The sequence below is a fragment of the Stenotrophomonas sp. YJH_SMC_32 genome, from assembly GCF_059369975.1.
Genome location: NZ_JCAFTE010000017.1, coordinates 18,209 through 37,074, shown reverse-complemented (window position 1 = coordinate 37,074; position 18,866 = coordinate 18,209). Strand labels below are relative to the sequence as shown.

The 18,866-nt window shown below is 67.0% G+C and carries 20 protein-coding genes; 9 read left to right on the top strand and 11 right to left on the bottom strand.

The window, feature by feature from the left end; all coding sequences use genetic code 11:
* Nucleotides 1-215 precede the first annotated feature (215 nt).
* Nucleotides 216-668, bottom strand: coding sequence for an inner membrane protein YiaA (gene yiaA, locus AC5P7S_RS15415; RefSeq protein WP_095379133.1), 453 nt, complete (start codon nt 666-668; stop codon nt 216-218).
* Between the two features lie 169 nt (nt 669-837).
* Here yiaA and AC5P7S_RS15410 point away from each other — a divergent pair, with 169 nt between their 5' ends.
* Complete coding sequence (locus AC5P7S_RS15410; RefSeq protein ID WP_005415021.1) at nt 838-2,004, top strand: PQQ-dependent sugar dehydrogenase; 1,167 nt, start codon at nt 838-840, stop codon at nt 2,002-2,004.
* Nucleotides 2,005-2,068: 64 nt separating this feature from the next.
* Here AC5P7S_RS15410 and AC5P7S_RS15405 read toward each other — a convergent pair whose 3' ends face one another.
* From AC5P7S_RS15405 to folB, 4 genes are all read right to left on the bottom strand, one after another.
* Nucleotides 2,069-2,599: a hypothetical protein gene (locus tag AC5P7S_RS15405; RefSeq protein ID WP_095379135.1), complete on the bottom strand. Its 531-nt coding sequence runs from the start codon at nt 2,597-2,599 to the stop codon at nt 2,069-2,071.
* Nucleotides 2,600-2,727: 128 nt separating this feature from the next.
* Nucleotides 2,728-4,902 carry a glycoside hydrolase family 3 N-terminal domain-containing protein gene (locus AC5P7S_RS15400; protein ID WP_005415018.1) on the bottom strand — a complete coding sequence of 725 codons (2,175 nt, stop codon included), beginning with the start codon at nt 4,900-4,902 and terminating at the stop codon, nt 2,728-2,730.
* 128 nt (nt 4,903-5,030) lie between these two features.
* Nucleotides 5,031-6,302 (bottom strand): mechanosensitive ion channel family protein, encoded by a 1,272-nt coding sequence (locus tag AC5P7S_RS15395; protein ID WP_053498700.1) that lies wholly within the window; start codon nt 6,300-6,302, stop codon nt 5,031-5,033.
* A gap of 62 nt (nt 6,303-6,364) precedes the next feature.
* Entirely contained in the window at nt 6,365-6,718 is a 354-nt protein-coding gene (gene folB / locus AC5P7S_RS15390; protein ID WP_005415016.1) for a dihydroneopterin aldolase, read from the bottom strand.
* Between the two features lie 359 nt (nt 6,719-7,077).
* On the opposite strand from folB, the gene AC5P7S_RS15385 reads away from it, so the two are divergent.
* On the top strand, nt 7,078-7,743 hold the full coding sequence (locus AC5P7S_RS15385; protein ID WP_080104275.1) for a hypothetical protein: 666 nt from the start codon (nt 7,078-7,080) through the stop codon (nt 7,741-7,743).
* Between the two features lie 33 nt (nt 7,744-7,776).
* Here AC5P7S_RS15385 and tsaD read toward each other — a convergent pair whose 3' ends face one another.
* Nucleotides 7,777-8,802 carry a tRNA (adenosine(37)-N6)-threonylcarbamoyltransferase complex transferase subunit TsaD gene (tsaD, locus tag AC5P7S_RS15380; RefSeq protein WP_005415014.1) on the bottom strand — a complete coding sequence of 342 codons (1,026 nt, stop codon included), beginning with the start codon at nt 8,800-8,802 and terminating at the stop codon, nt 7,777-7,779.
* A 166-nt stretch (nt 8,803-8,968) separates the two neighbouring features.
* On the opposite strand from tsaD, the gene rpsU reads away from it, so the two are divergent.
* From rpsU to AC5P7S_RS15350, 6 genes are all read left to right on the top strand, one after another.
* Complete coding sequence (rpsU, locus tag AC5P7S_RS15375; protein ID WP_002808376.1) at nt 8,969-9,184, top strand: 30S ribosomal protein S21; 216 nt, start codon at nt 8,969-8,971, stop codon at nt 9,182-9,184.
* A gap of 133 nt (nt 9,185-9,317) precedes the next feature.
* Complete coding sequence (locus tag AC5P7S_RS15370) at nt 9,318-9,761, top strand: GatB/YqeY domain-containing protein (protein ID WP_049438846.1); 444 nt, start codon at nt 9,318-9,320, stop codon at nt 9,759-9,761.
* 105 nt (nt 9,762-9,866) lie between these two features.
* Entirely contained in the window at nt 9,867-10,787 is a 921-nt protein-coding gene (locus AC5P7S_RS15365; protein ID WP_095379137.1) for a YihY/virulence factor BrkB family protein, read from the top strand.
* A 61-nt stretch (nt 10,788-10,848) separates the two neighbouring features.
* On the top strand, nt 10,849-12,588 hold the full coding sequence (gene dnaG, locus AC5P7S_RS15360) for a DNA primase (protein ID WP_005415011.1): 1,740 nt from the start codon (nt 10,849-10,851) through the stop codon (nt 12,586-12,588).
* A 27-nt stretch (nt 12,589-12,615) separates the two neighbouring features.
* Nucleotides 12,616-13,116, top strand: coding sequence for a protein tyrosine phosphatase family protein (locus AC5P7S_RS15355; RefSeq protein ID WP_095379140.1), 501 nt, complete (start codon nt 12,616-12,618; stop codon nt 13,114-13,116).
* Nucleotides 13,117-13,144: 28 nt separating this feature from the next.
* Nucleotides 13,145-14,116 (top strand): bile acid:sodium symporter family protein, encoded by a 972-nt coding sequence (locus AC5P7S_RS15350; protein ID WP_049453414.1) that lies wholly within the window; start codon nt 13,145-13,147, stop codon nt 14,114-14,116.
* 115 nt (nt 14,117-14,231) lie between these two features.
* Here the strand turns inward: AC5P7S_RS15350 and AC5P7S_RS15345 are convergent, their stop codons facing one another.
* The 5 genes from AC5P7S_RS15345 to AC5P7S_RS15325 form a co-directional block, all read right to left on the bottom strand.
* The gene (locus AC5P7S_RS15345) at nt 14,232-15,038 is read right to left on the bottom strand and encodes a calcium-binding protein (RefSeq protein WP_095379143.1); all 807 of its coding nucleotides are present in this window, start codon (nt 15,036-15,038) and stop codon (nt 14,232-14,234) included.
* A 142-nt stretch (nt 15,039-15,180) separates the two neighbouring features.
* Nucleotides 15,181-16,074 carry a heme o synthase gene (gene cyoE / locus AC5P7S_RS15340; RefSeq protein WP_095379145.1) on the bottom strand — a complete coding sequence of 298 codons (894 nt, stop codon included), beginning with the start codon at nt 16,072-16,074 and terminating at the stop codon, nt 15,181-15,183.
* Nucleotides 16,075-16,078: 4 nt separating this feature from the next.
* Nucleotides 16,079-17,242, bottom strand: a complete 1,164-nt coding sequence (locus AC5P7S_RS15335) for a COX15/CtaA family protein (RefSeq protein WP_095379147.1) — start codon at nt 17,240-17,242, stop codon at nt 16,079-16,081.
* A gap of 10 nt (nt 17,243-17,252) precedes the next feature.
* Entirely contained in the window at nt 17,253-17,822 is a 570-nt protein-coding gene (locus tag AC5P7S_RS15330) for a redox-active disulfide-containing membrane protein (RefSeq protein WP_095379150.1), read from the bottom strand.
* Nucleotides 17,823-17,835: 13 nt separating this feature from the next.
* The gene (locus AC5P7S_RS15325; protein ID WP_043400045.1) at nt 17,836-18,573 is read right to left on the bottom strand and encodes an SURF1 family protein; all 738 of its coding nucleotides are present in this window, start codon (nt 18,571-18,573) and stop codon (nt 17,836-17,838) included.
* Nucleotides 18,574-18,630: 57 nt separating this feature from the next.
* Here AC5P7S_RS15325 and AC5P7S_RS15320 point away from each other — a divergent pair, with 57 nt between their 5' ends.
* Nucleotides 18,631-18,849: a twin transmembrane helix small protein gene (locus AC5P7S_RS15320; RefSeq protein ID WP_010484233.1), complete on the top strand. Its 219-nt coding sequence runs from the start codon at nt 18,631-18,633 to the stop codon at nt 18,847-18,849.
* The last annotated feature ends 17 nt before the right edge of the window (nt 18,850-18,866 follow it).

Sequence of the window (18,866 nt, the reverse complement as noted above, 5' to 3'; positions counted from 1 at the left end):
GGCGGTGTCAGGCCGCCGACGCGCTGAATCTACTTTGCAAGCTCAAAGGCTTAAGAGCCGAGGCAGCGTCATCGGAGCCTCCCGGGTCACCGGGGAATTGTGCCTGATCAGGGCACCATCCGAGACACAAGAGCCGAGCCTACGCTCGGCTCTCGCCCCACGTTTAGGGTCGAGCCATGCTCGGCTGAGCCGAGCCTGGGTTCGGCGCTAGCGAATCATTCCTGTTCAGGCAGCGGCGGCATGATCGCGCTGCGCTTGCTCTCGCCACCACCGGCGGCGATCAGGTCGCGGGTGTTCTTCTGCACAGCCACCGCACCGAACAACGACAACGCATACGCCATGCCGTAGAAGCCCTTCTCGCTGGGTGCCAGCGTGGCGTTCCACAGGCCGACCAGCAGCAGCATCAGCGCCGACAACAACGCGAACCAGCACAGCGCGTAATACAGGCCACTGACCGGAATGCCTTCGACGCGGTCGCGCACGCTCTTCTGCAGCGACACCGCCGCGAACAGGCCGAACAGCAGCAGGGTCAGGTAGTAGCCCTTCTCGTTGAGCGCCATCGTGGCATTGAACAGGCCGATCAGGTACGCCGCCGCACCCAGCAGCAGGGCCACCCACGAGGCGGCGATGAAGGCGGTGGAGGGCTTGTGAGGCATGGCAGTATTCATTGCAGGTCCTTGGCAGGCAGACGGGCATGCTTTGCCCGGGCGTGCCCACCCTAGACGATCCCGCCGCTGCCGCACAGGGGGGCGCAGGACCTTCGGGCCACGACGGTAACGGCTGCGGTGGTATACAAGGGGCAGCCCGGCCATCCGCATCCCCGCCCTGGAGATACCCATGACCCGTACGCCCCTGCTGCTCGCCCTCGGCCTCGTGCCGATCCTCGCCACCTCCGCCTGCAACGCCGCCGATCCGGCTTCGGGTACCGCCCAGGCCACAGCGCCTGCAGCCACCGCCACCGACCAGCGGCCGTTCACCGCCACCGAAGTCAGCCGCTTCGACCAGCCCTGGGCGATGACTTTCCTGCCCGACGGCAGCCTGCTGGTCACCGAAAAGCGCGGCACGCTGCAGCACCTGGACCCGGCCAACGGGCAGAAGCACGAAATCACCGGCGTTCCCAAGGTCGCCTATGGTGGCCAGGGTGGCTTCGGCGACATCATCCTGCACCCGGACTTCGCCCAGAATCATGTTGTTTACGTCAGCTACGCCGAGGAAGGCACGCTCGACACCCGCGGTGCCGCGGTGGCCCGGGCCACGCTGGCACTGGATGCCGACGGGGGTGGCCAGCTGAAGAACCTGAAAGTGATCTGGCGGCAGAGCCCCAAGGTCAGCGGCGAGGGCCACTACGGGCATCGCCTCGCGTTCGGCCCGGACGGGAAGCTGTGGATCAGTTCCAGCGAGCGCCAGAAGTTCGATCCGGCCCAGGACATGGGCGGCAACCTCGGCAAGATCATCCGCCTCAACGACGATGGCAGCCTGCCCGCCGACAACCCGTTCGCCTCACAGGGCGGGGTTGCCGCACAGGTGTGGTCGCTGGGCCATCGCAACATCCTGGGCATGGCCTTCGACGCCAACGGCAAGCTGTGGGCGCATGAGATGGGACCCGCCGGTGGCGACGAGTTGAACCTGATCGTGCGTGGCGCCAACTACGGCTACCCGATCGTTTCCAACGGTGACCATTACGACGGCCGCCCGATTCCCGACCACGACACCCGCCCGGAATTCGCCGCGCCGAAGGTGACCTGGACGCCGGTGATCTCGCCGGCCGGCTTCGTGATCTACAGCGGCAGCCTGTTCCCGCAGTGGAAGGGCAGCGGCTTCATCGGCGGCCTGTCGTCTACCTCGCTGGTGCGCGTGGCCTTTGATGGCGACAGCGCGCGCGAAGCCGAACGCTTCAACATGGGCGAGCGCATCCGCGAAGTGGAACAGGGCCCGGATGGCGCCCTGTGGCTGCTGGAAGACGGCAGCAAGGCGCGCCTGCTGAAGCTCACGCCGAAGGCATGAGGTGCCGCCGGCCGCTGGCCGGCACGTTTCTCCGCAACGGCCCCGCGTGCGGGGCCGTCTGCGTTCACTGGATGGTGATGACCTTCACCTCGGTCTGCGTGCAGGCCTTGTCCAGGCACGTTCCGTTCAACCACACCTGTCCATCGCCAATCATCACGCCCTGCTGGTTGACGAAGACCTTGCCGAAGTCCTGCCCGGACACTGCCTTGACCACCGCCGGGGTGATGATCTTCTCGTAGTTCCGCTGGAACTCACCGGGGCCAGTGATCTTCTTTCCGTCGCTGATGTTCAACGGGAAGCGCACTTGCTCGACCACCGCAGCACGATCACCGCCGACCACGGCGGTCTTGAACGCGTTGAAGACCTTCTCGAACTGCGCGGCATCGCCGAGCAGCGATTCGATGCGCGCACGCGCGTCCTCGGCGGGCGCCTCCGCGGCCGGTGCGGCCGGTGCGGCGGCGGCAGGTTCGGCAGGCGTCGCTGCCGCGTTCGCTTCCATCGGCGGCGGCGCATCCGCCGCAGGCTGCGCCGGCGGCTCAGGCTGCGAACAGGCCGCCAGCAGCAGAGCGGGAATCAGGTAGGCCATCCGGCGCATACGCGCACTCCATCGAAACAGGAAGCCCGATGGTAGCGCCGCCACAGTGACGGCAACAAAAAGGGGACGGAGGGGATTAAGTCGTTAGTGGCACAAACGACTTAATCCCCTCCGTCCCCTTTTTCTGATCAGGCCTTCAGCAGTTCGAACTGCACGGCTTCGCCGGCGGCCGACGAGGCGCAGACCCACAGGTCGAACTGGCCCGGCTCGGCACGCAGCACGCCATCGCGGCCGGTGAACGCCAACTGCTCGCGGGTCAGGGTGAACACCACGTCGGCGGACTCCCCCGGCTGCAGCGCCACCTTGCGGAAGTCCTTCAGCTCACGCACCGGACGTACGCGGCTGGCCACGCGGTCGTGGATGTACAACTGCACCACTTCCTCCCCGGCCACATCACCGCTGTTGGTCAGCGTGGTGGTGATGGTCAGGGTGTCGTCCCAGCCAAGCTGCACAGCACTCAGCTGCGGCACGCCGTAGGCGAAGGTGGTGTAGCCGATGCCGTGGCCGAACGGGTACAGCGGCTCGTTCGGAATCTCGCGCCAGCGGGCCTTGAACTCCGACATGGTCGGCAGCTCCGGACGGCCGGTGCGCGGGTGGTTGTAGAAGTACGGCTGCTGGCCGGACACCTGCGGGAAGCTGACCGGCAGGCGGCCGGACGGGCTGTAGTCACCGAACAGCACATCGGCCACGGCATGGCCGGTCTGCGTACCCAGGTACCAGGTCACCGCCACGGCCTGCGCATTGCGCACCGCGCCCTGCAGCGCCAGCGCGCGGCCATTGCGCAGCAGCACCACCAGCGGCTTGCCGGTCATCGCCACGGCCTCGGCCAGTGCCTGCTGTGCCGGCGGCAGGGTGATCTCCACGCGCGACTGTGCTTCACCGCTGTAACGCTGCGGTTCGCCCAGCGCCAGCACCACCACATCGGCGCGCAGCGCGGCAGCCACCGCCGCTTCGGTACCGCCCGGAATGGCCGCTTCCAGTTCGCAGCCCGGCACGATTTCCAGCAGCGCTTCGTCGCCGATGGCGGCACGCACGCCGGTTTCCAGGTCGACGTAACGCTGCTTGTCGCCGAACAGCGTCCAGCAGCCTTCGATGTTTTCGCGGTCCTGCACGAACGGGCCGATCAGCGCGATCTTCTGCCCGGTCTTCTGCAGCGGCAGCACGTTGTCGCGGTTGTTCAGCAGCACGATCGAACGGCGCGCGGCATCGCGCGACAGTTCATCATGCGCAGCGATATGCGAGGTATCCGCTTCGCGCGCCGGGTCCAGCGAACGGTACGGGTCGTCGAACAGGCCGATGGTTTCCTTCAGCCACAGGATGCGGCGCACGCCTTCATCCAGCACCGCCATCGGCACTTCGCCGCTCTCGACCAGGCCCGGCAGGTGCTCGGCGTAGAAGCCGCTCTGCATGCTCAGGTCCAGGCCGGCGGTGAACGCCTTGGCGGTGGCATCGCGGTCGTCGGCGGCATAGCCGTGGGCGACCAGCTCCATGTCGGCGGTGTAGTCGGAGATCACCACGCCCGGGAACTTCCATTCGCCGCGCAGGATGTCGGTCAGCAGTTCAGCGTTGGCACTGGCCGGCACGCCGTTGATGTCATTGAACGAGGACATCACGGTGATCGCGCCGGCCTCGAAGGCGGCCTTGAACGGCGGCAGGTGCACATCGCGCAGGGTCTGCGGCGAGATGTCCACCATGTTGTATTCCATGCCGGCCATCACCGCGCCGTAGGCGGCGAAGTGCTTCGGCGTGGCCAGCAGCGAATCGGCGGCGCGCAGGTCGCTGCCCTGGAAGCCACGCACGCGGGCGGCGGCGAACGCACAACCCAGCACCACGTCCTCACCGGCACCTTCGGCACCCCGGCCCCAGCGCTGGTCGCGGGCGATGTCCACGGCCGGGGCATAGGTCCAGTGCAGGCCGGCAGCGGTGGCTTCGATGGCGGTGGCGCGCGCGGTGCGCTCGGCCAGGTCCGGCTCGAAGCTGGCGGCCTCGCCCAACGGAATCGGGAACACGGTACGCATGCCGTGGATGACGTCGGCGGCCAGGATCACCGGGATGCCCAGGCGGCTCTCCTCGGTGGCGACCTGCTGGATGCGGCGGCCCAGCTCGGCGCCCACGCCATTGAACAGCGAGCCGACCTTGCCCTCGCGTACCTGCTGCAGCACCTGGTCGGCATTGCGCACGTTGGCTTCCGGGTTCACGTCCGGGGCGAACGGGCGGACCATGTCCGCGAAGACACCCAGCTGGCCGACCTTTTCCTCGACGGTCATCTGGGCAATGAGGGATTCGATGCGATCGGAGGCCACCGGCAGTCCTTGATGAAAACGTTTACAAGCCCGGCATTCTAGCGATCCCGAGCCATTTGGCGAGAGGTTTCTTCGTTCAGTTTCAGCCAACAGCGGGGCCCGTATGGTCCCACCGGGAGCACCGCAGCTTACTCCGAGCCGGCCATCTGGCGCTGCCCGGCCATCAACATGGCATCGCTGGAGGCCTGGAACACCCGCAAGCCGAACGCCGGCAGAATCGCCAGCAGGTGGTCGAAGATGTCCGACTGCACGGCCTCGTACTCGCTCCAGGCGGTGCTGCGGGTGAAGCAGTACAGCTCCAGCGGCAGGCCTTCGGTGGTGGGCTGCAGCTGCCGCACCAGCAGGGTCATGTCGGTATGGATGCCCGGGTGGCTGCGCAGGTAGCGCTCCACGTAGGCGCGGAAGGTGCCCAGGTTGGTCACGCGGCGGCTGTTGACCTCAGCCACGCCCTGCTCGCGCAGGCGCCCGTTCCACTGCCCCAGCTCCTGTTCCTTCTCACGCAGGTAGTCGCGCAGCAGCGCGAATTCGCCGAGGAAGGCCAGGTCGCCCTCGTCCAGGAAGCCGACGCTGTGCTGGTCCAGGTACAGCGCGCGCTTGATCCGGCGGCCACCGGCCTCCTGCATGCCGCGCCAGTTCTTGAACGACTCGGTCACCAGCTTCTTGGTCGGGATGGTGGTGATGGTCTTGTCGAAGTTCTGCACGGTGATGGTGTGCAGGGCGATGTCGATGACGTCACCGTCGGCGTTCTGGCTGGGCATCTCGATCCAGTCGCCGATGCGCACGCGGCCATCGCCACTGATCTGCACGCTGGCCACCAGCGACAGGATGGTGTCCTGGAAGATCAGCATCAGCACCGCGGTGGCGGCGCCAAGGCCGGTCACCAGCGGGCCCAGCTTCACCCCAAGCAGGGTGGCGACGATGGACAGGCCGGCGGCCACGAACACCACGATCTTGACCACCTGCAGGTAGCCCTTGATCGGCTTGTTGCGCGCATCGGGCTTGCGCTCGTACAGGCTGTTGGCCGCGTCCAGCGCATGCGAGAACGCCATCGACACCGTCAGTACGGCCCACACGATGCACAGCTTGATGATGACGTTGACCAGGCTGGGCGGCAGGTCGGGGATGAGGGTGATGCCCGAGGCGATCACCTGGCTGGGCACCACGTTGGACAGGCGCGAAATCACCCGCATCAAGTGGCTGCCGCGCCCGGACTCGGCACCTGGCAGGCGCTGCAACAGGCGCCGCAGGCCACGAAGCAGGATGCGCTTGGTCACCCAATTGGCCAGGCCGGCGGCGATCAGCAGCGCCGAGATCATCAACGCCAGGTAGGCGCCGGGATAGGGTTCCAGTGTGTTCTGCAGCCGTTCCAGCCACTGTACCGCCACCACCGCATCCACCATCCGTTGTCTCCTTGCTTTGTCGTTGTTGTTGGGGTTGCCGGCCGGCGGCCGGATTTACCGGATCAGTCCCGCGAGCGTTCGATGATCACGCCCACCGCGCGCGCGCCGCGCACCGCGCCCGGCTTGCTCAGCTTCAGGCGCAGCCACTTCACGTCGAATTCGTCCAGCACGATCTGCGCGCAGCGCTCGGCCAGCGTCTCGACCAGGCCGAACTCCGACTCGCGCACGAACTGCTCCAGGCGCTTGCTCACCGCCTTGTAGTTCAGGGTGTGGGCGATGTCGTCGGTGGCCGCAGGGCGACGGTTGTCGAAGCCCATTTCCAGGTCGAACACCAGGTCCTGGCGGATCCGTCGCTCCCAATCGTAGATACCGATCAGGGCGTCGATCGTCAGCCCCTCGATGAAAACCTTGTCCATTGCGGTTACCAGCGCCAATACAGGCGGCCATGGTAACGGCACGGCGGTGACCCTGCCCGGAACGGGCGGTGAGCGGCCGACAGGGAGACGGCGCCGGAAAAAACAAAGGGCCCCACTAGCAGGGCCCTTTGGTACTACCGTTTGTCCCCGGGGGGAGCTGGAATCCAGCCGCGAGTCCCGGTGGCGCAGGCACGCAGAGTAGGCAAGGACCAGATCGCCGGTCAAGGCCAATTCCGACAGGGCAGGTCAGGTATTCGTCCGAGGCAAAACGCAGAAAATCAGCCGCGCGGACAACGACGTTCCCTGATGGTCGCCGCCGCCCACTCTCGCGAACATCGATCCCTCCTTCACCACCGCACATGACGATGGCTCCATACGATGTACTGCGGCGCGCGTTGTCAGCGGAGCGTCTGTCTACTTACGAGAGAATCGCATCGACCTGCAGCCCCGACGTCACAGCCGAATCCCTGTACCTGTGGAACATGCGGATGTGCAGTGCACTGATGATGCCGGTCCATCTGTGCGAAGTGGTCACCCGTAACGCCGCTGCAGCTGTGCTCGCCAGGCAGCATGGCCCGCGTTGGCCCTGGAATGGTGCCTTCCGACGGAGGCTGCCAACCTCATCCAGTACTTCTCCGCGCACGGTACTGGAACAACTTGCCAGCCGCGTAACCGATACACCTGGGATCGTCGCCAACCTGCCGATGGTGTTCTGGCAGCAGCTCTTCACCTGTCGCTTCGACTCCACGCTTTGGATACCCGCACTCAGCAGGGTTCTGCAGCATGCTCCCTCTGCTCATCCCAGTGCCGTCAGGAAAGCCATCCATGCGGATATCGGACGCATCCGCCACCTGCGCAACCGCATCGCCCATCACGAGCCCATCCTCGAGCGCGACATCGGCGCCGATCTGGCCGCGATCGGGCGGCTGATCCATGCGCGCTGCCCGCACACCCTGGGGTGGCTGCAGCGCCATGAGCGGGCGACGACGGTATGGGCGGCGTCGCCGTTGGCCGGGCGTCCGTAAAGCGTCCGCCGGGCGTGGCCCGGCGCTACCGGCTCAGACCGCCGGCAGGGTCGCCATGTCCCAGCGCGGGGTCACATCCACCTTCGGCGGGCTGTGCTGGCCAGCCTGCAGCCGCAGTGCGCCAGCGAAGGCGATCATCGCGCCGTTGTCGGTGCACAGTGCAGGCCGCGGGAAGCAGGCGCGGCCGCCGAGGCGCTCGGCCATCTGCTGCAGGCGGGCGCGCAGGCGCTTGTTGGCACCTACACCGCCGGCAACCACGATCACGTTGGTCCCGGCCGCTTCCAGCGCGCGCTCGCACTTGATTGACAGGGTCTCGACCACCGCGTCCTCAAAGCCCCGGGCAATGTTGGCGCGGGTCTGCTCGCTCTGGTCGCTGTCGCGCCAGGCCATCAGGACCTGGGTCTTCAGGCCGGAGAAGCTGAAATCCAGCCCCGGGCGGTCGGTCATCGGCCGCGCGAAGCGGTACGCGCCCGGCGTGCCCTGCTCGGCCAGCCTGGCCAGCTGCGGGCCGCCCGGGTACGGCAGGCCCATCAGCTTGGCGGTCTTGTCGAAGGCCTCGCCAGCCGCATCGTCCAGGGTTTCGCCCAGCAGGCGGTACTGGCCGATCGCGTCCACCGCCACCAGCTGGGTATGGCCACCGGACACCAGCAGCGCCACGAACGGCGCTTCCGGCGGGTCGTCTTCCATCAGCGGAGCCAGCAGGTGGCCTTCCATATGGTGTACGCCGACGGCCGGCACCTCCAGCGCCCAGGCCAGCGATCGGGCCACGCCGGCGCCGACCAGCAACGCGCCGACCAGACCAGGCCCGGCGGTGTAGGCCACACCATCGATATCGCCCACGCCCAGGCCGGCGTCGGCCAGGGTCTGGCGTACCAGTGGCAGCAGCTTGCGGACGTGGTCGCGGCTGGCCAGTTCGGGCACCACGCCACCGTATTCGGCGTGCAGGGCGATCTGGCTGTAGACCGCATGGGCGCGCAGGGCCGCGCTGCCGGCCAGGTCGGTGTCATACACCGCCACGCCGGTCTCATCACAGGAAGATTCGATGCCAAGGACTCGCATGCCTGCTATTATGACGCCCCTGCCGCCCCCTCGGGGGACGTGCAGATCTCACTGCTTTCGAACCGCCGGCCCGTATTCAGGGTTGGCCGCTTGCAGTTTGTCGATTCGCCGCTATAATGTGCGGCTCGCCGGGCGTGACCCGGTTCTACTGTGTCCCGGAGATTCCATGCCCAGCGTCAAAGTCCGCGAGAACGAGCCCTTCGAGTTTGCTCTTCGCCGCTTCAAGCGCACTTGCGAAAAGGCCGGTGTGCTGGCCGAAACCCGCAAGCGCGAGTTCTACGAAAAGCCGACCCAGGAGCGCAAGCGCAAGGCCGCCGCTGCTGTGAAGCGTCAGCTGCGCCGCTCGTCGCGCGACGTCACCAAGCGTCAGCGCCTGTACTGATCGGACGCATCTTCATTGCGGCGGGCCTGCCCGTCGCGATGGAGCCGAAGCCGGCACGCGCGAGCGTCGCCGGCTTTTTGCGTTTCCGGGTTCGGGCATCCGCCCCGCCCCACCTACCACCACGAGGTTCCTCATGAGCATGAAGCAGCAGCTCACCGAAGACATGAAGGCCGCCATGAAGGCGGGCGAGAAGCACAAGCTGGGCGTGATCCGCCTGATCAATGCCGCCATCAAGCAGCGCGAAGTGGACGAGCGCATCGAACTGGACGACACCGCCGTGATCGCCGTGCTCGACAAGATGGTCAAGCAGCGCAAGGACTCGGTCAGCCAGTACGAAGCGGCCAACCGCGAAGACCTGGCCGAGATCGAGCGCGCCGAGATCGTGGTCATCGAAGCCTACCTGCCGGCCAAGATGGGCGAAGCCGAGATCGTGGCCGCCATCCAGGCCGCCATCGCCGAGACCGGTGCCGCCGGCCCGGCCGACATGGGCAAGCTGATGGGCGCACTGAAGCCCAAGCTCGCTGGCCAGGCCGACATGGGCCTGGTGTCCAAGCTGGTCAAGCAGCAGCTGGCGTAATCCGGTACACGGAGTCGGATCCCTTTCGCAACGCGAAAGGGCTCTGACCCCATTGATGCACCCGCTTCACCGCACCTTCGTCGGTCGCCTGCTACAACCACACCCATGGTTGAACCCGAGCCCAACGTTCCCGTGTCCCTGCACAAGTACCTCAAGCGCCTGCAGGACAGCTTTCCGATGGCGGTGGCCAAGCGCTTCATCGACGTCGACGTGCTGACCCAGGCCGCCTCCGTTTCCTTCTACGCCCTGCTGTCGATGGCCCCGCTGCTGGTGCTGCTGCTGTGGTTGACCGCTTCGCTGTACCCGCCGGCACAGCAGGCGCTGATCGACCAGATCAGCTCGGTGGCTGGCAGCAGCGCAGCTACGGTGGCCGAAACCGTCCTGAAGAACGCCGACAACCAGCCCGACGTCGGCTCGTTGGCGGGGCTGTGGAGCACGCTGCTGCTGTTCGTCGGCGCCACCGCCGTGTTCGCGCAGCTGCAGAACGCGCTCAACCTGATCTTCCGCACCAGTGGCGAGCGCCTGGAGGGCATCAAGGCCTGGCTGCGCAAGCGTGTGTTCTCGTTCGGCGTGGTGCTGGCCCTGGGCTTCCTGCTGATCCTGTCAATGACGGCCACCACGGTGCTGCAGGTGGCCTTCGCGCAACTGCCCTCGATCCTCCCCGCCCTGGGGTACGTCACGAGCCTGCTGCTGTACGCGGTGGGGTTCGCCTTCATGTACCACTACCTGCCCGACCGCCGCGTGGCGTGGCGCCAGGCATTCATCGGCGGCGTCATCACCTCGGCACTGTTTGCACTGGGCCGCTACGGCATCGGCGTCTACATCGCCACCGTGGCCCCCGGCAGTGCCTACGGCTCGATGGGCGCCCTGGTGATCTCGCTGGTCTGGATCTATTACGCGACCGTGGTCTTCTTCGTTGGCGCGCTGATGACCGCGGTGATCGATGAGCGCCTGCGCGCGCGCCATCACCTGGCCGCCGCCGGCGTCGATCCGGCCACCGCCAGCCAGGTGCCCGACAGGGGGTAAACTAGGCCGACCGCCCCCGGTTCCGTCGCGTGGTCCTGTACCGCGCCCTGCCCTGCTGCCCATGGCCCGTATCCCCGACGCTTTCATCGACGACCTGCTGGCCCGCACCGACATCGTCGAGGTGGTGGGCAGCCGCGTGCCGTTGAAGCGCCAGGGCAAGGAATACGCCGCACGCTGCCCTTTCCATGACGAGCGCTCGGCCTCGTTCACGGTCTCGCCCACCAAGCAGTTCTATCACTGCTTCGGCTGCGGCGCGCACGGCACCGCGATCAGCTTCCTGATGAACTACGACCGCCTCGAGTTCCTCGACGCGGTGGATGAGCTGGCCAAGCGTGCCGGCATGGACGTGCCGCGCAACGAAAACCCGCGCAGCCCCCAGCAGCAGGACGACAGCCGCGAGCTGTACTCGGCGCTGGACGCCGCCACCAGGTTCTTCCAGAAGAATCTGGAAGGCAGCGAGAAGGCACGCGCGTATCTGGAAAGCCGTGGCGTGGACGAAGCGAACCGCGCGCGCTTCCAGATCGGCTACGCACCGGATGGCTACAGCGGCCTGCGCGATGCGCTGGGCAAGGACGAGCGCCGCATGAAGCTGCTCGACCGCGCCGGCCTGTTCTCCAAGAACGATCGCGGCCACGTCTACGACAAGTTCCGCGACCGGGTGATGTTCCCGATCTTCGACCGTCGTGGCCGGGTGATCGCCTTCGGCGGCCGCGTGTTCGAGAAGGACGACGGCCCCAAGTACCTCAACTCGCCCGAGACCGCGCTGTTCCACAAGGGCCGCGAGCTGTACGGCCTGTGGCAGGTGCGCCAGGCCAACCAGAAGATCGAGCGGTTGATCGTGGTTGAAGGCTACATGGACGTGGTCTCGCTGTTCCAGTTCGGGGTCACCCAGGCGGTGGCGACGCTGGGCACGGCGACCACGCCGGACCATGCCGAGCTGCTGTTCCGCAACGCGCCGGACGTGTTCTTCTGCTTCGACGGCGATGCCGCCGGCCGCCGCGCCGGCTGGAAGGCCCTGGAGTCGGTGCTGCCGCGCATGAAGGATGGCCGCCAGGCGTTCTTCCTGTTCCTGCCCGATGGCGAGGACCCGGACAGCATCGTGCGCAAGGAAGGCGCCGAGGCCTTCAACGAGCGCCTGAAGCAGGCCACGCCGCTGTCGCAGTTCTTCTTCGATGAACTGACCCGCGAGATCAACCTGGGCACGCTGGACGGCAAGGCGCGCCTGGCCGAACGCGCAAAGCCGATGCTGGCGCAGATTCCCGACGGTGCCTTCGGCGACCTGATGAAGCAGCAGCTGGCGCAGCTGACCGGCCTCGGTGGCACTGCCCAGGCCACGCGCGCGCCGATGCCGCAACGCCAGCCACAGCGGACGATCCAGCCGGTGGCCAAGCGCAGCCTGGTGCGCGGCGCGATCGCCGTGCTGCTGCAGCAGCCGTCGCTGGCGCTGACCCTGGGCGGAAAGCATCACTTCCAGGGCCTGCGACTGCCGGGCGTGGAGCTGCTGCTGGAACTGCTGGGGCTGGTCGAACAGCGCCCGGACATCAGCACCGGCGCCCTGCTGGAACACTTCGACGGCCGCGAGGAACAGGCGTCGCTGCACACCCTGGCGGCACAGACCCTGCCTGGCACCGAGGCCAGCTGGACCCAGGAACTGCACGACGCGGTGGCACAGCTGGAGAAACAGCTGCTGGTGCAACGTCTGGAGGAGTTGTTGGCAAAGCAGCGCCAGCAGGGCCTGGATGATACTGACAAATACGAACTGCGCGAGCTGCTGAAGGCCCGCGCCGGGCTGCGCCTGTAGCGGCAGAACGTTTTCACGGAGAGGACCATGCTGCTGCGCCTGACATGCCTGCTGTTGTTGTCGCTCTGCCTGCCACTGGCGGCCCTGGCCGCAGATGGCCCGCTCAGGGAAGTCCGGCCGGGCCTGTATGCCGGCGGCCAGCCCTCCGCCGCACAACTGGGCGAACTTGCCGCGCAGGGCGTGCGCACCGTGATCGACCTGCGCCAGCCCGGCGAGGACCGGGGGTTCGACGAAACGCGCGTTGCCGAATCATTGGGCCTGCGCTACGTGCGCATTCCGGTGGCCGGTGCCGAGGGGCTCGATGCCGCCAACGTGCGCGCCGTGCACCAGGCCCTGCGGCAGAGCCAGGGGCCTGTGCTGCTGCACTGTGCGTCCGGCAACCGCGCCGGCGCCGTGCTCGGCCTGGTCAACGCACGCTACGAATATGCCAGCCCCGAACAGGCCCTTCAGCTGGGCCAGCGTGCTGGCCTGACCTCGCTGGAAGCCGCCACCCGCCAACGCCTGGCCACGCCGGTCACCTCACCCTGAACCCTCCGCACCAAGGACTCTGCCCACCATGACCCGCTGGTGGTCGCGCCTGCGACCGGACAACTTCACCCTCGCCCTGCTGTGCACCGTCGGCCTGGCCTCGCTGCTGCCGATGAAGGGCGCCGCCGCCATCGTCCTGGACGATGTCACCACCGTCGCCATCGCTGCACTGTTCTTCCTGCATGGCGCGCGCCTGCCACGTGAGTCGATCATTGGCGGCATGCTGCACTGGCGGCTGCACCTGACCATCCTGGCCTGCACCTTCCTCCTGTTCCCGCTGCTGGGGCTGATGTTCAAGCCGCTATCGGGCTGGCTGCTGACCCCGGAGCTGTACCTGGGCGTGCTGTTCCTGTGCACCCTGCCCTCCACCGTGCAGTCGTCCATCGCGTTCACCTCGATGGCGCATGGCAATGTGCCCGCAGCGGTGTGCAGTGCTTCGTTGTCGAGCATCCTCGGCGTATTCCTGACCCCGCTGCTGCTGACCGCGCTGGCGGGCACCTCCGGTGGCGTGCACGACCCGCTGCATGCGATCGGCGGCATCATGCTGCAGCTGCTGGTGCCGTTCGTGGCCGGCCACCTGCTGCGGCCGTGGATTGCCGGTTGGGTGGAAAAGCAGCGCGCGCTGCTGCGTTACACCGACCAGGGTACGATCCTGCTGGTGGTGTATTCAGCGTTCGGTGAAGCGGTGACTGAAGGCCTGTGGAGCAAAACGCCGCTGCTGTCGCTGCTGGCCGTGGCGGTCGTGGCCGCCGTGCTGCTGGGCATCGCCATGCCGCTGATCACCTTCATCGCCCGCCGCCTGCGCTTTAACCGCGAGGACGAGATCGCCATCGTGTTCTGCGGCTCGAAGAAGAGCCTGGCCACGGGCGTGCCGATCGCCAAGGTGCTGTTCGCCGGCGGCAGCCTCGGCGCCATCGTGCTGCCGGTGATGATCTACCACCAGATCCAGCTGATCGTCTGCGGCGTGATCGCGCAGCGCTACGCGCGACGCAAGCCCTGACCCGAGGGGAGAACATCCACGCATGGCGTGGATCTACTGTAGAGCCGAGCCCACGCTCGGCTGACACCTGTGATCCGGAGTAGATCCACGCCATGCGTGGATGGTTTGCCTGACGCTACGGATCCACCAGCGTCCCGACGCTCAGTTCCGGCATCCATACCCATAGGTCGTACGGCCGTTCCGCACCGGCAGCGACCCGCGGCCCCGTGGCAACCTGCTCTCGAAGTGGCCGCGCCATGCAACCGCCCGCGCATCCCCACGTCTGACCACGTTGCGCGCCCAACCGCACGCTGTAGATATCCAGGTCCCGCAGCTGGGAAGCCATCGGCCGCCTCTGCATTTCCGGCGGCATACCTTCCGGCCGCCGCAGCATGGCGTGGACATTGCCAGTCAGCACCAGCATGCGCGCACTGGCCGGTAGGCCTCGATTGAGCCGCCGCAACTCGGCTGCCATGAGGTCATCGCGTACCTGGTTGCCGCCTTTGCTGGCGTTGACGTCATAGCCAACCACGTCGATCACACGTCCCTGCGACTTCAGCACGCGTAGGCTTTCGATCATTGCCAGCATGTCGCGGCTGCGACGGCCATCATGCTGGTCATCGCGCACGGTCCAGAACGCACGCCCGCGCAGATGCTGGCGTGCCTTCTCCCCGCCATCGGAAGCCAGGTAGTCGCGCAGCGTGGAGGTTTCCCCGCGTGGCAGTTCCAGCGCCAGCAGGACCGGCCCGGTGCGGCTGTAGTCATCCACCAGCTGCCGCACCAGCAGCGGCGTCTCGCGGGTTCCATGGAATTCGCCCAGCACCAGCAGGCGGTGATCACCGGCGTGCTGGCGGATCTGCGCGGCGGTGTCGTCGGCATGCGCGGTCACGGCCATGCCCAGCGCCAGAATCAGCGCGGTGGTCCAACGGAAGATCGTATGCATCCCTGCTCGCTCCTTTCCTTGGGGTCAGGAACAGCAATGGCGACGCCGCTGGAAGACATCAAGTGCAGAGCCGAGCCCACGCTCGGCTGCTCTTCCAATCCCCCCCTCAGCCGAGCATGGGCTCGGCTCTACAGGTGGCGCTTTACAACCAGGGCAGGATCCAGTGGTCGACCAGCAGGAACGCGAACAGCGCCATCAGGTAGACGATGGAGTAATAGAACATCTTCATCGAGAACAGCTCGTCCGGCGGGTTCAGCATGCGCCAGGCATACCAGAGGAACACGGCGTTGAGCACGATCGCGCCGCCCAGGTAGAACGCACCACTCATGCCCACCAGGTACGGCAGCAGGCAGACCAGCGCCAGCACCACCGAATACATCATGATCTGCTTGCGGGTGTGCGCCACGCCGTGGGTCACCGGCAGCATCGGGATCTCCGCCTTGGCATAGTCCTCGCGGCGGAAGATCGCCAGCGCCCAGAAATGCGGTGGCGTCCAGATGAAGATGATCAGCACCAGCAGCGACGAGTATGCCCAGTCCGAGGAGCCCTGCATGCCGGTCACCGCAGCCCAGCCCAGCATCGGCGGCATCGCGCCGGCCAGGCCACCGATGACGATGTTCTGCGAGGTCGCACGCTTCAGGTACACGGTGTAGATCACCGCGTAGCCGATCAGCGAGGCGAAGGTCAGCACCGCAGTGATCAGGTTCACCCACAGCACCAGGATGGTCATCGACAGCACGATCAGCACGCCGGCGAACACCAGCACCTGCCATGGCTTGACCTTGCCGACCACCAGCGGGCGCCACGACGTGCGTGCCATCTGCGCATCGATGTGCGCATCCAGCAACTGGTTGATCGCAGCGGCCGCCGAAGCGGCCAGCCAGATGCCGAGGAAGCCGAGCAGGCCGGCGCGCACCTGCTCCCAGCTGGGCACGCCCGGGACAGCCAGGACCATGCCGACCAGGGCAGTGAAGACAATGAGGGCGACGACCTTGGGCTTGGTCAGGTCCCAGTACTGGCGGTAGTTGGAAAACATGGAATCAGTCCGGGGCACGCAGGCGGGCCAGCAGGCTGACCAGCACGAACAACAGGGCAACGGCCACGCCGTTGTGGGCCACCGCCACTTCCAGCGGCAGCGCCAGCTTCACATTGAGGATGCCGAGGGTGACCTGCAGCACCAGCAGCGCGATCAGCGCACTGGCCCAGCCACGCATGCTCGGCAGGCGGAACAGGCGCACGCCCAGCCACAACAGGTAGACGGCCACCACCACCGCGAACAGGCGGTGCGCCATCTGGATGGCAATACGCGAGGCACCATCCAGCACGCCCCCCTCGTAGTCCACGCCGATGCCGCGCCACAGGGTGAAGCCTTCGACGAAGTTGTGCTGCGGCCACCACTGGTTGGCGCAACGCGGGAAGTTGTCCAGCGAGGCGCTGCCGCCGCCGCAGGCCAGCGCCGCGTAGTTGGCACTGACCCAGCCCCCCAGTGCGATCTGGGTGACCAGCACCGCCACGCCGATGCGCAGCATCCACTTCAGCTTCGGTGCTTCGGCCAGGGTGATCGGCATGTGCGTTGCGCGCCAGGCCATCCACACCAGCAGCGCGAACATCAGCATGCCGCCCAGCAGGTGGCCCATCACTACGATGGGTTTCAGCAGCAGGGTCACCGTCCACATGCCCAGCAGGGCCTGGAAGATCACCACCGCCAGGGTCAGCAGGGCAGCGCGCGCCAGGTCGATGTTGCTCCAGCGCAGCGCGGCGATCAGCAGGATCGCCTCGCCGACCAGAGCCAATGCGCTGGCGGTGCCATGCCAGCCCATCATGTACAGCGGTATGCCAGCGGCCACCAGTACGCAGGCGGTCACCACTGCCGTGGTCCCAAAGCGGCGCTTGCGCGTGGCCAGCAGGGCCAGGGTCAGGATCTCGATGCCCAGCGCGCCGGCCAGGAAGCGGTGCACCTGCTCACGCCAGGCCTTGTGGGTCTCCAGCGGGCGGATATCCGCCGCCGGGTGGCCGATGGTCTCTTCCACGTGCTGCGGCCAGGTGGCCTGGCCATAGCAGGTCGGCCAGTCCGGACAGCTCAGGCCGGCATCGGACAGGCGTACGAACGCGCCGAACATGATCGTGCTCGCGGTCATGATCATGGCGAACCACGCCAGGCGGTGGAAATTGCGGTGCAGCGCCGGACGCGCGGAAAGGCTCATCAAACGGGACTCACTTCAGTTTCAGCAACGTGGCCATGTCCTTGCGCAGGCCACCCAGGTCGGAACCCGGGGCATGGCGCATGATCACGAAGCCGTTCGGATCGATCACGTAGACCGGCAGTCCCGCCGGATCATCGACGCCCGGCAACGCCGCGCGCAGGGCTGGCGACGGAGCCAGCGGCCGCAGCGCGGGCAGCGAGGCGATCGACGCCGGTGGCGTACCCAGCCACAGGATCTCGACATTATCGGCGTTATGGCCGAACAGCTGCCACACCTTGCCCAGTCCCTGCGACAAAGTGACGCACTGCGCGTCGCAGGCACCGGCCGGTGCCACCAGCAGGCGCCAGGTGCGGGCCTCGGGGTTCCAAGGATAGGGCTGGCCGCTGGCCAGGGTCGGCGTCTGCTGGCGCAGATCGACCGGCGGCTTCAGCAGCTGTCCCGCATTGCGGTGGCCGGTGGGCTGCCAGCCGGAGAAGCGCAATACCGCGGCCAGCGCCATCGCCCCGAAGAACACGGCAAACAGCAGTACCAGGGTCCGGCGGCCAGGGCCGCGCGCCTGCGGGGACGTAGCAGTGTTCATGCGGGGCATTTTCTCATGGTTGGGTACGGGATGCCGGTCGTGCCACGGCGCGCCTCCTGCGCCACTCCAACACCAGCGCAACGACGAGCACGGTCAGGGCCAGGCCGAACCACTGCACGGCGTAGCCCAGATGACGCTGCGGCGGCAAGGTGTTCGGCAGCAGGTCCAGATCACGTTCGTCGCCGAAGGGCAGCGCCGGGTCCAGGCGCAGTACACGGTCGGGAAGTGACTGCACCCCCAGCGCGCGGGCCAGGCCTTCGGCCGGCAACCGGCTGGCCAGCCAGCGGCCCGCTTCATCGGTGGTGGAGAACGCCGGGCCCAGTGCCAGTCCCGCTGACGGCGGCGGCGCCAGCAACCCACGTACGGCCACCGGCGAAGGTGGCGACGGCACATCCGGCAGGGTGCGATCAGGCGGCAGCGCGCGCCATCCCAGATCGACCAGCAACACACTGCCCTCGTCACTGCGGAACGGGCGGTAGATCTTCACGCCCGCGCGGCCGTGCCGGGTCTGGTTGTCCAGCAGCACCACGCCGGGAAGGAAGCGACCGTGGTCGGCCACGCCGTGCAACGCACCGGGCGCTGCCAGCGCCTGCGCCAACGACAGTACCTGCGCTGCGGCTGGACCCTGTGCATCCAACATTGCCTGTTTGGCATGCATGCGCTGCAGCTGCCACAGCCCCAATGCGGTGAAACCGGCCATTGCCAGCACGGCCAGCAGCCATCCGAGCACGCGCGTGTGCTGGCGCATCATGACAAGTCCGCGCAAACGCGGTCAGATAGGCACATCCACCCTGCCCTCGAGCCGCGCATGAGTGATTCGCTGAAGACCCTGCTGGTAATCGCGTTTCTGATCGTCATCGTCTGGAATCTGGGCGCCGGCCTGTATTACCTGCTGGTCGACCGCGGCCAGACCAAGCGCACGGTCAACGCACTGACACGCCGCATCGGGGTGTCGGTGGCCTTGATCGTACTGGTGATCGTGAGCATCTACATGGGCTGGATCAAGCCGCACGGCATCGGCGGCTGAGGCCACCGATGCGTGCG

Coding starts and splice junctions, on each gene's coding strand:
- AC5P7S_RS15335 (WP_095379147.1), bottom strand. CDS start 17,242: ATGAGCCTTTCCGCGCGTCCGGCGCTGCACCGCAATTTCCACCGCCTG.
- folB (WP_005415016.1), bottom strand. CDS start 6,718: ATGGACAAGGTTTTCATCGAGGGGCTGACGATCGACGCCCTGATCGGT.
- dnaG (WP_005415011.1), top strand. CDS start 10,849: ATGGCCCGTATCCCCGACGCTTTCATCGACGACCTGCTGGCCCGCACC.
- AC5P7S_RS15405 (WP_095379135.1), bottom strand. CDS start 2,599: ATGCGCCGGATGGCCTACCTGATTCCCGCTCTGCTGCTGGCGGCCTGT.
- AC5P7S_RS15370 (WP_049438846.1), top strand. CDS start 9,318: ATGAGCATGAAGCAGCAGCTCACCGAAGACATGAAGGCCGCCATGAAG.
- AC5P7S_RS15320 (WP_010484233.1), top strand. CDS start 18,631: ATGAGTGATTCGCTGAAGACCCTGCTGGTAATCGCGTTTCTGATCGTC.
- AC5P7S_RS15330 (WP_095379150.1), bottom strand. CDS start 17,822: ATGAACACTGCTACGTCCCCGCAGGCGCGCGGCCCTGGCCGCCGGACC.
- AC5P7S_RS15350 (WP_049453414.1), top strand. CDS start 13,145: ATGACCCGCTGGTGGTCGCGCCTGCGACCGGACAACTTCACCCTCGCC.
- AC5P7S_RS15355 (WP_095379140.1), top strand. CDS start 12,616: ATGCTGCTGCGCCTGACATGCCTGCTGTTGTTGTCGCTCTGCCTGCCA.
- yiaA (WP_095379133.1), bottom strand. CDS start 668: ATGAATACTGCCATGCCTCACAAGCCCTCCACCGCCTTCATCGCCGCC.
- AC5P7S_RS15365 (WP_095379137.1), top strand. CDS start 9,867: ATGGTTGAACCCGAGCCCAACGTTCCCGTGTCCCTGCACAAGTACCTC.
- rpsU (WP_002808376.1), top strand. CDS start 8,969: ATGCCCAGCGTCAAAGTCCGCGAGAACGAGCCCTTCGAGTTTGCTCTT.
- AC5P7S_RS15395 (WP_053498700.1), bottom strand. CDS start 6,302: ATGGTGGATGCGGTGGTGGCGGTACAGTGGCTGGAACGGCTGCAGAAC.
- AC5P7S_RS15345 (WP_095379143.1), bottom strand. CDS start 15,038: ATGCATACGATCTTCCGTTGGACCACCGCGCTGATTCTGGCGCTGGGC.
- cyoE (WP_095379145.1), bottom strand. CDS start 16,074: ATGTTTTCCAACTACCGCCAGTACTGGGACCTGACCAAGCCCAAGGTC.
- AC5P7S_RS15325 (WP_043400045.1), bottom strand. CDS start 18,573: ATGATGCGCCAGCACACGCGCGTGCTCGGATGGCTGCTGGCCGTGCTG.
- tsaD (WP_005415014.1), bottom strand. CDS start 8,802: ATGCGAGTCCTTGGCATCGAATCTTCCTGTGATGAGACCGGCGTGGCG.
- AC5P7S_RS15410 (WP_005415021.1), top strand. CDS start 838: ATGACCCGTACGCCCCTGCTGCTCGCCCTCGGCCTCGTGCCGATCCTC.
- AC5P7S_RS15385 (WP_080104275.1), top strand. CDS start 7,078: ATGACGATGGCTCCATACGATGTACTGCGGCGCGCGTTGTCAGCGGAG.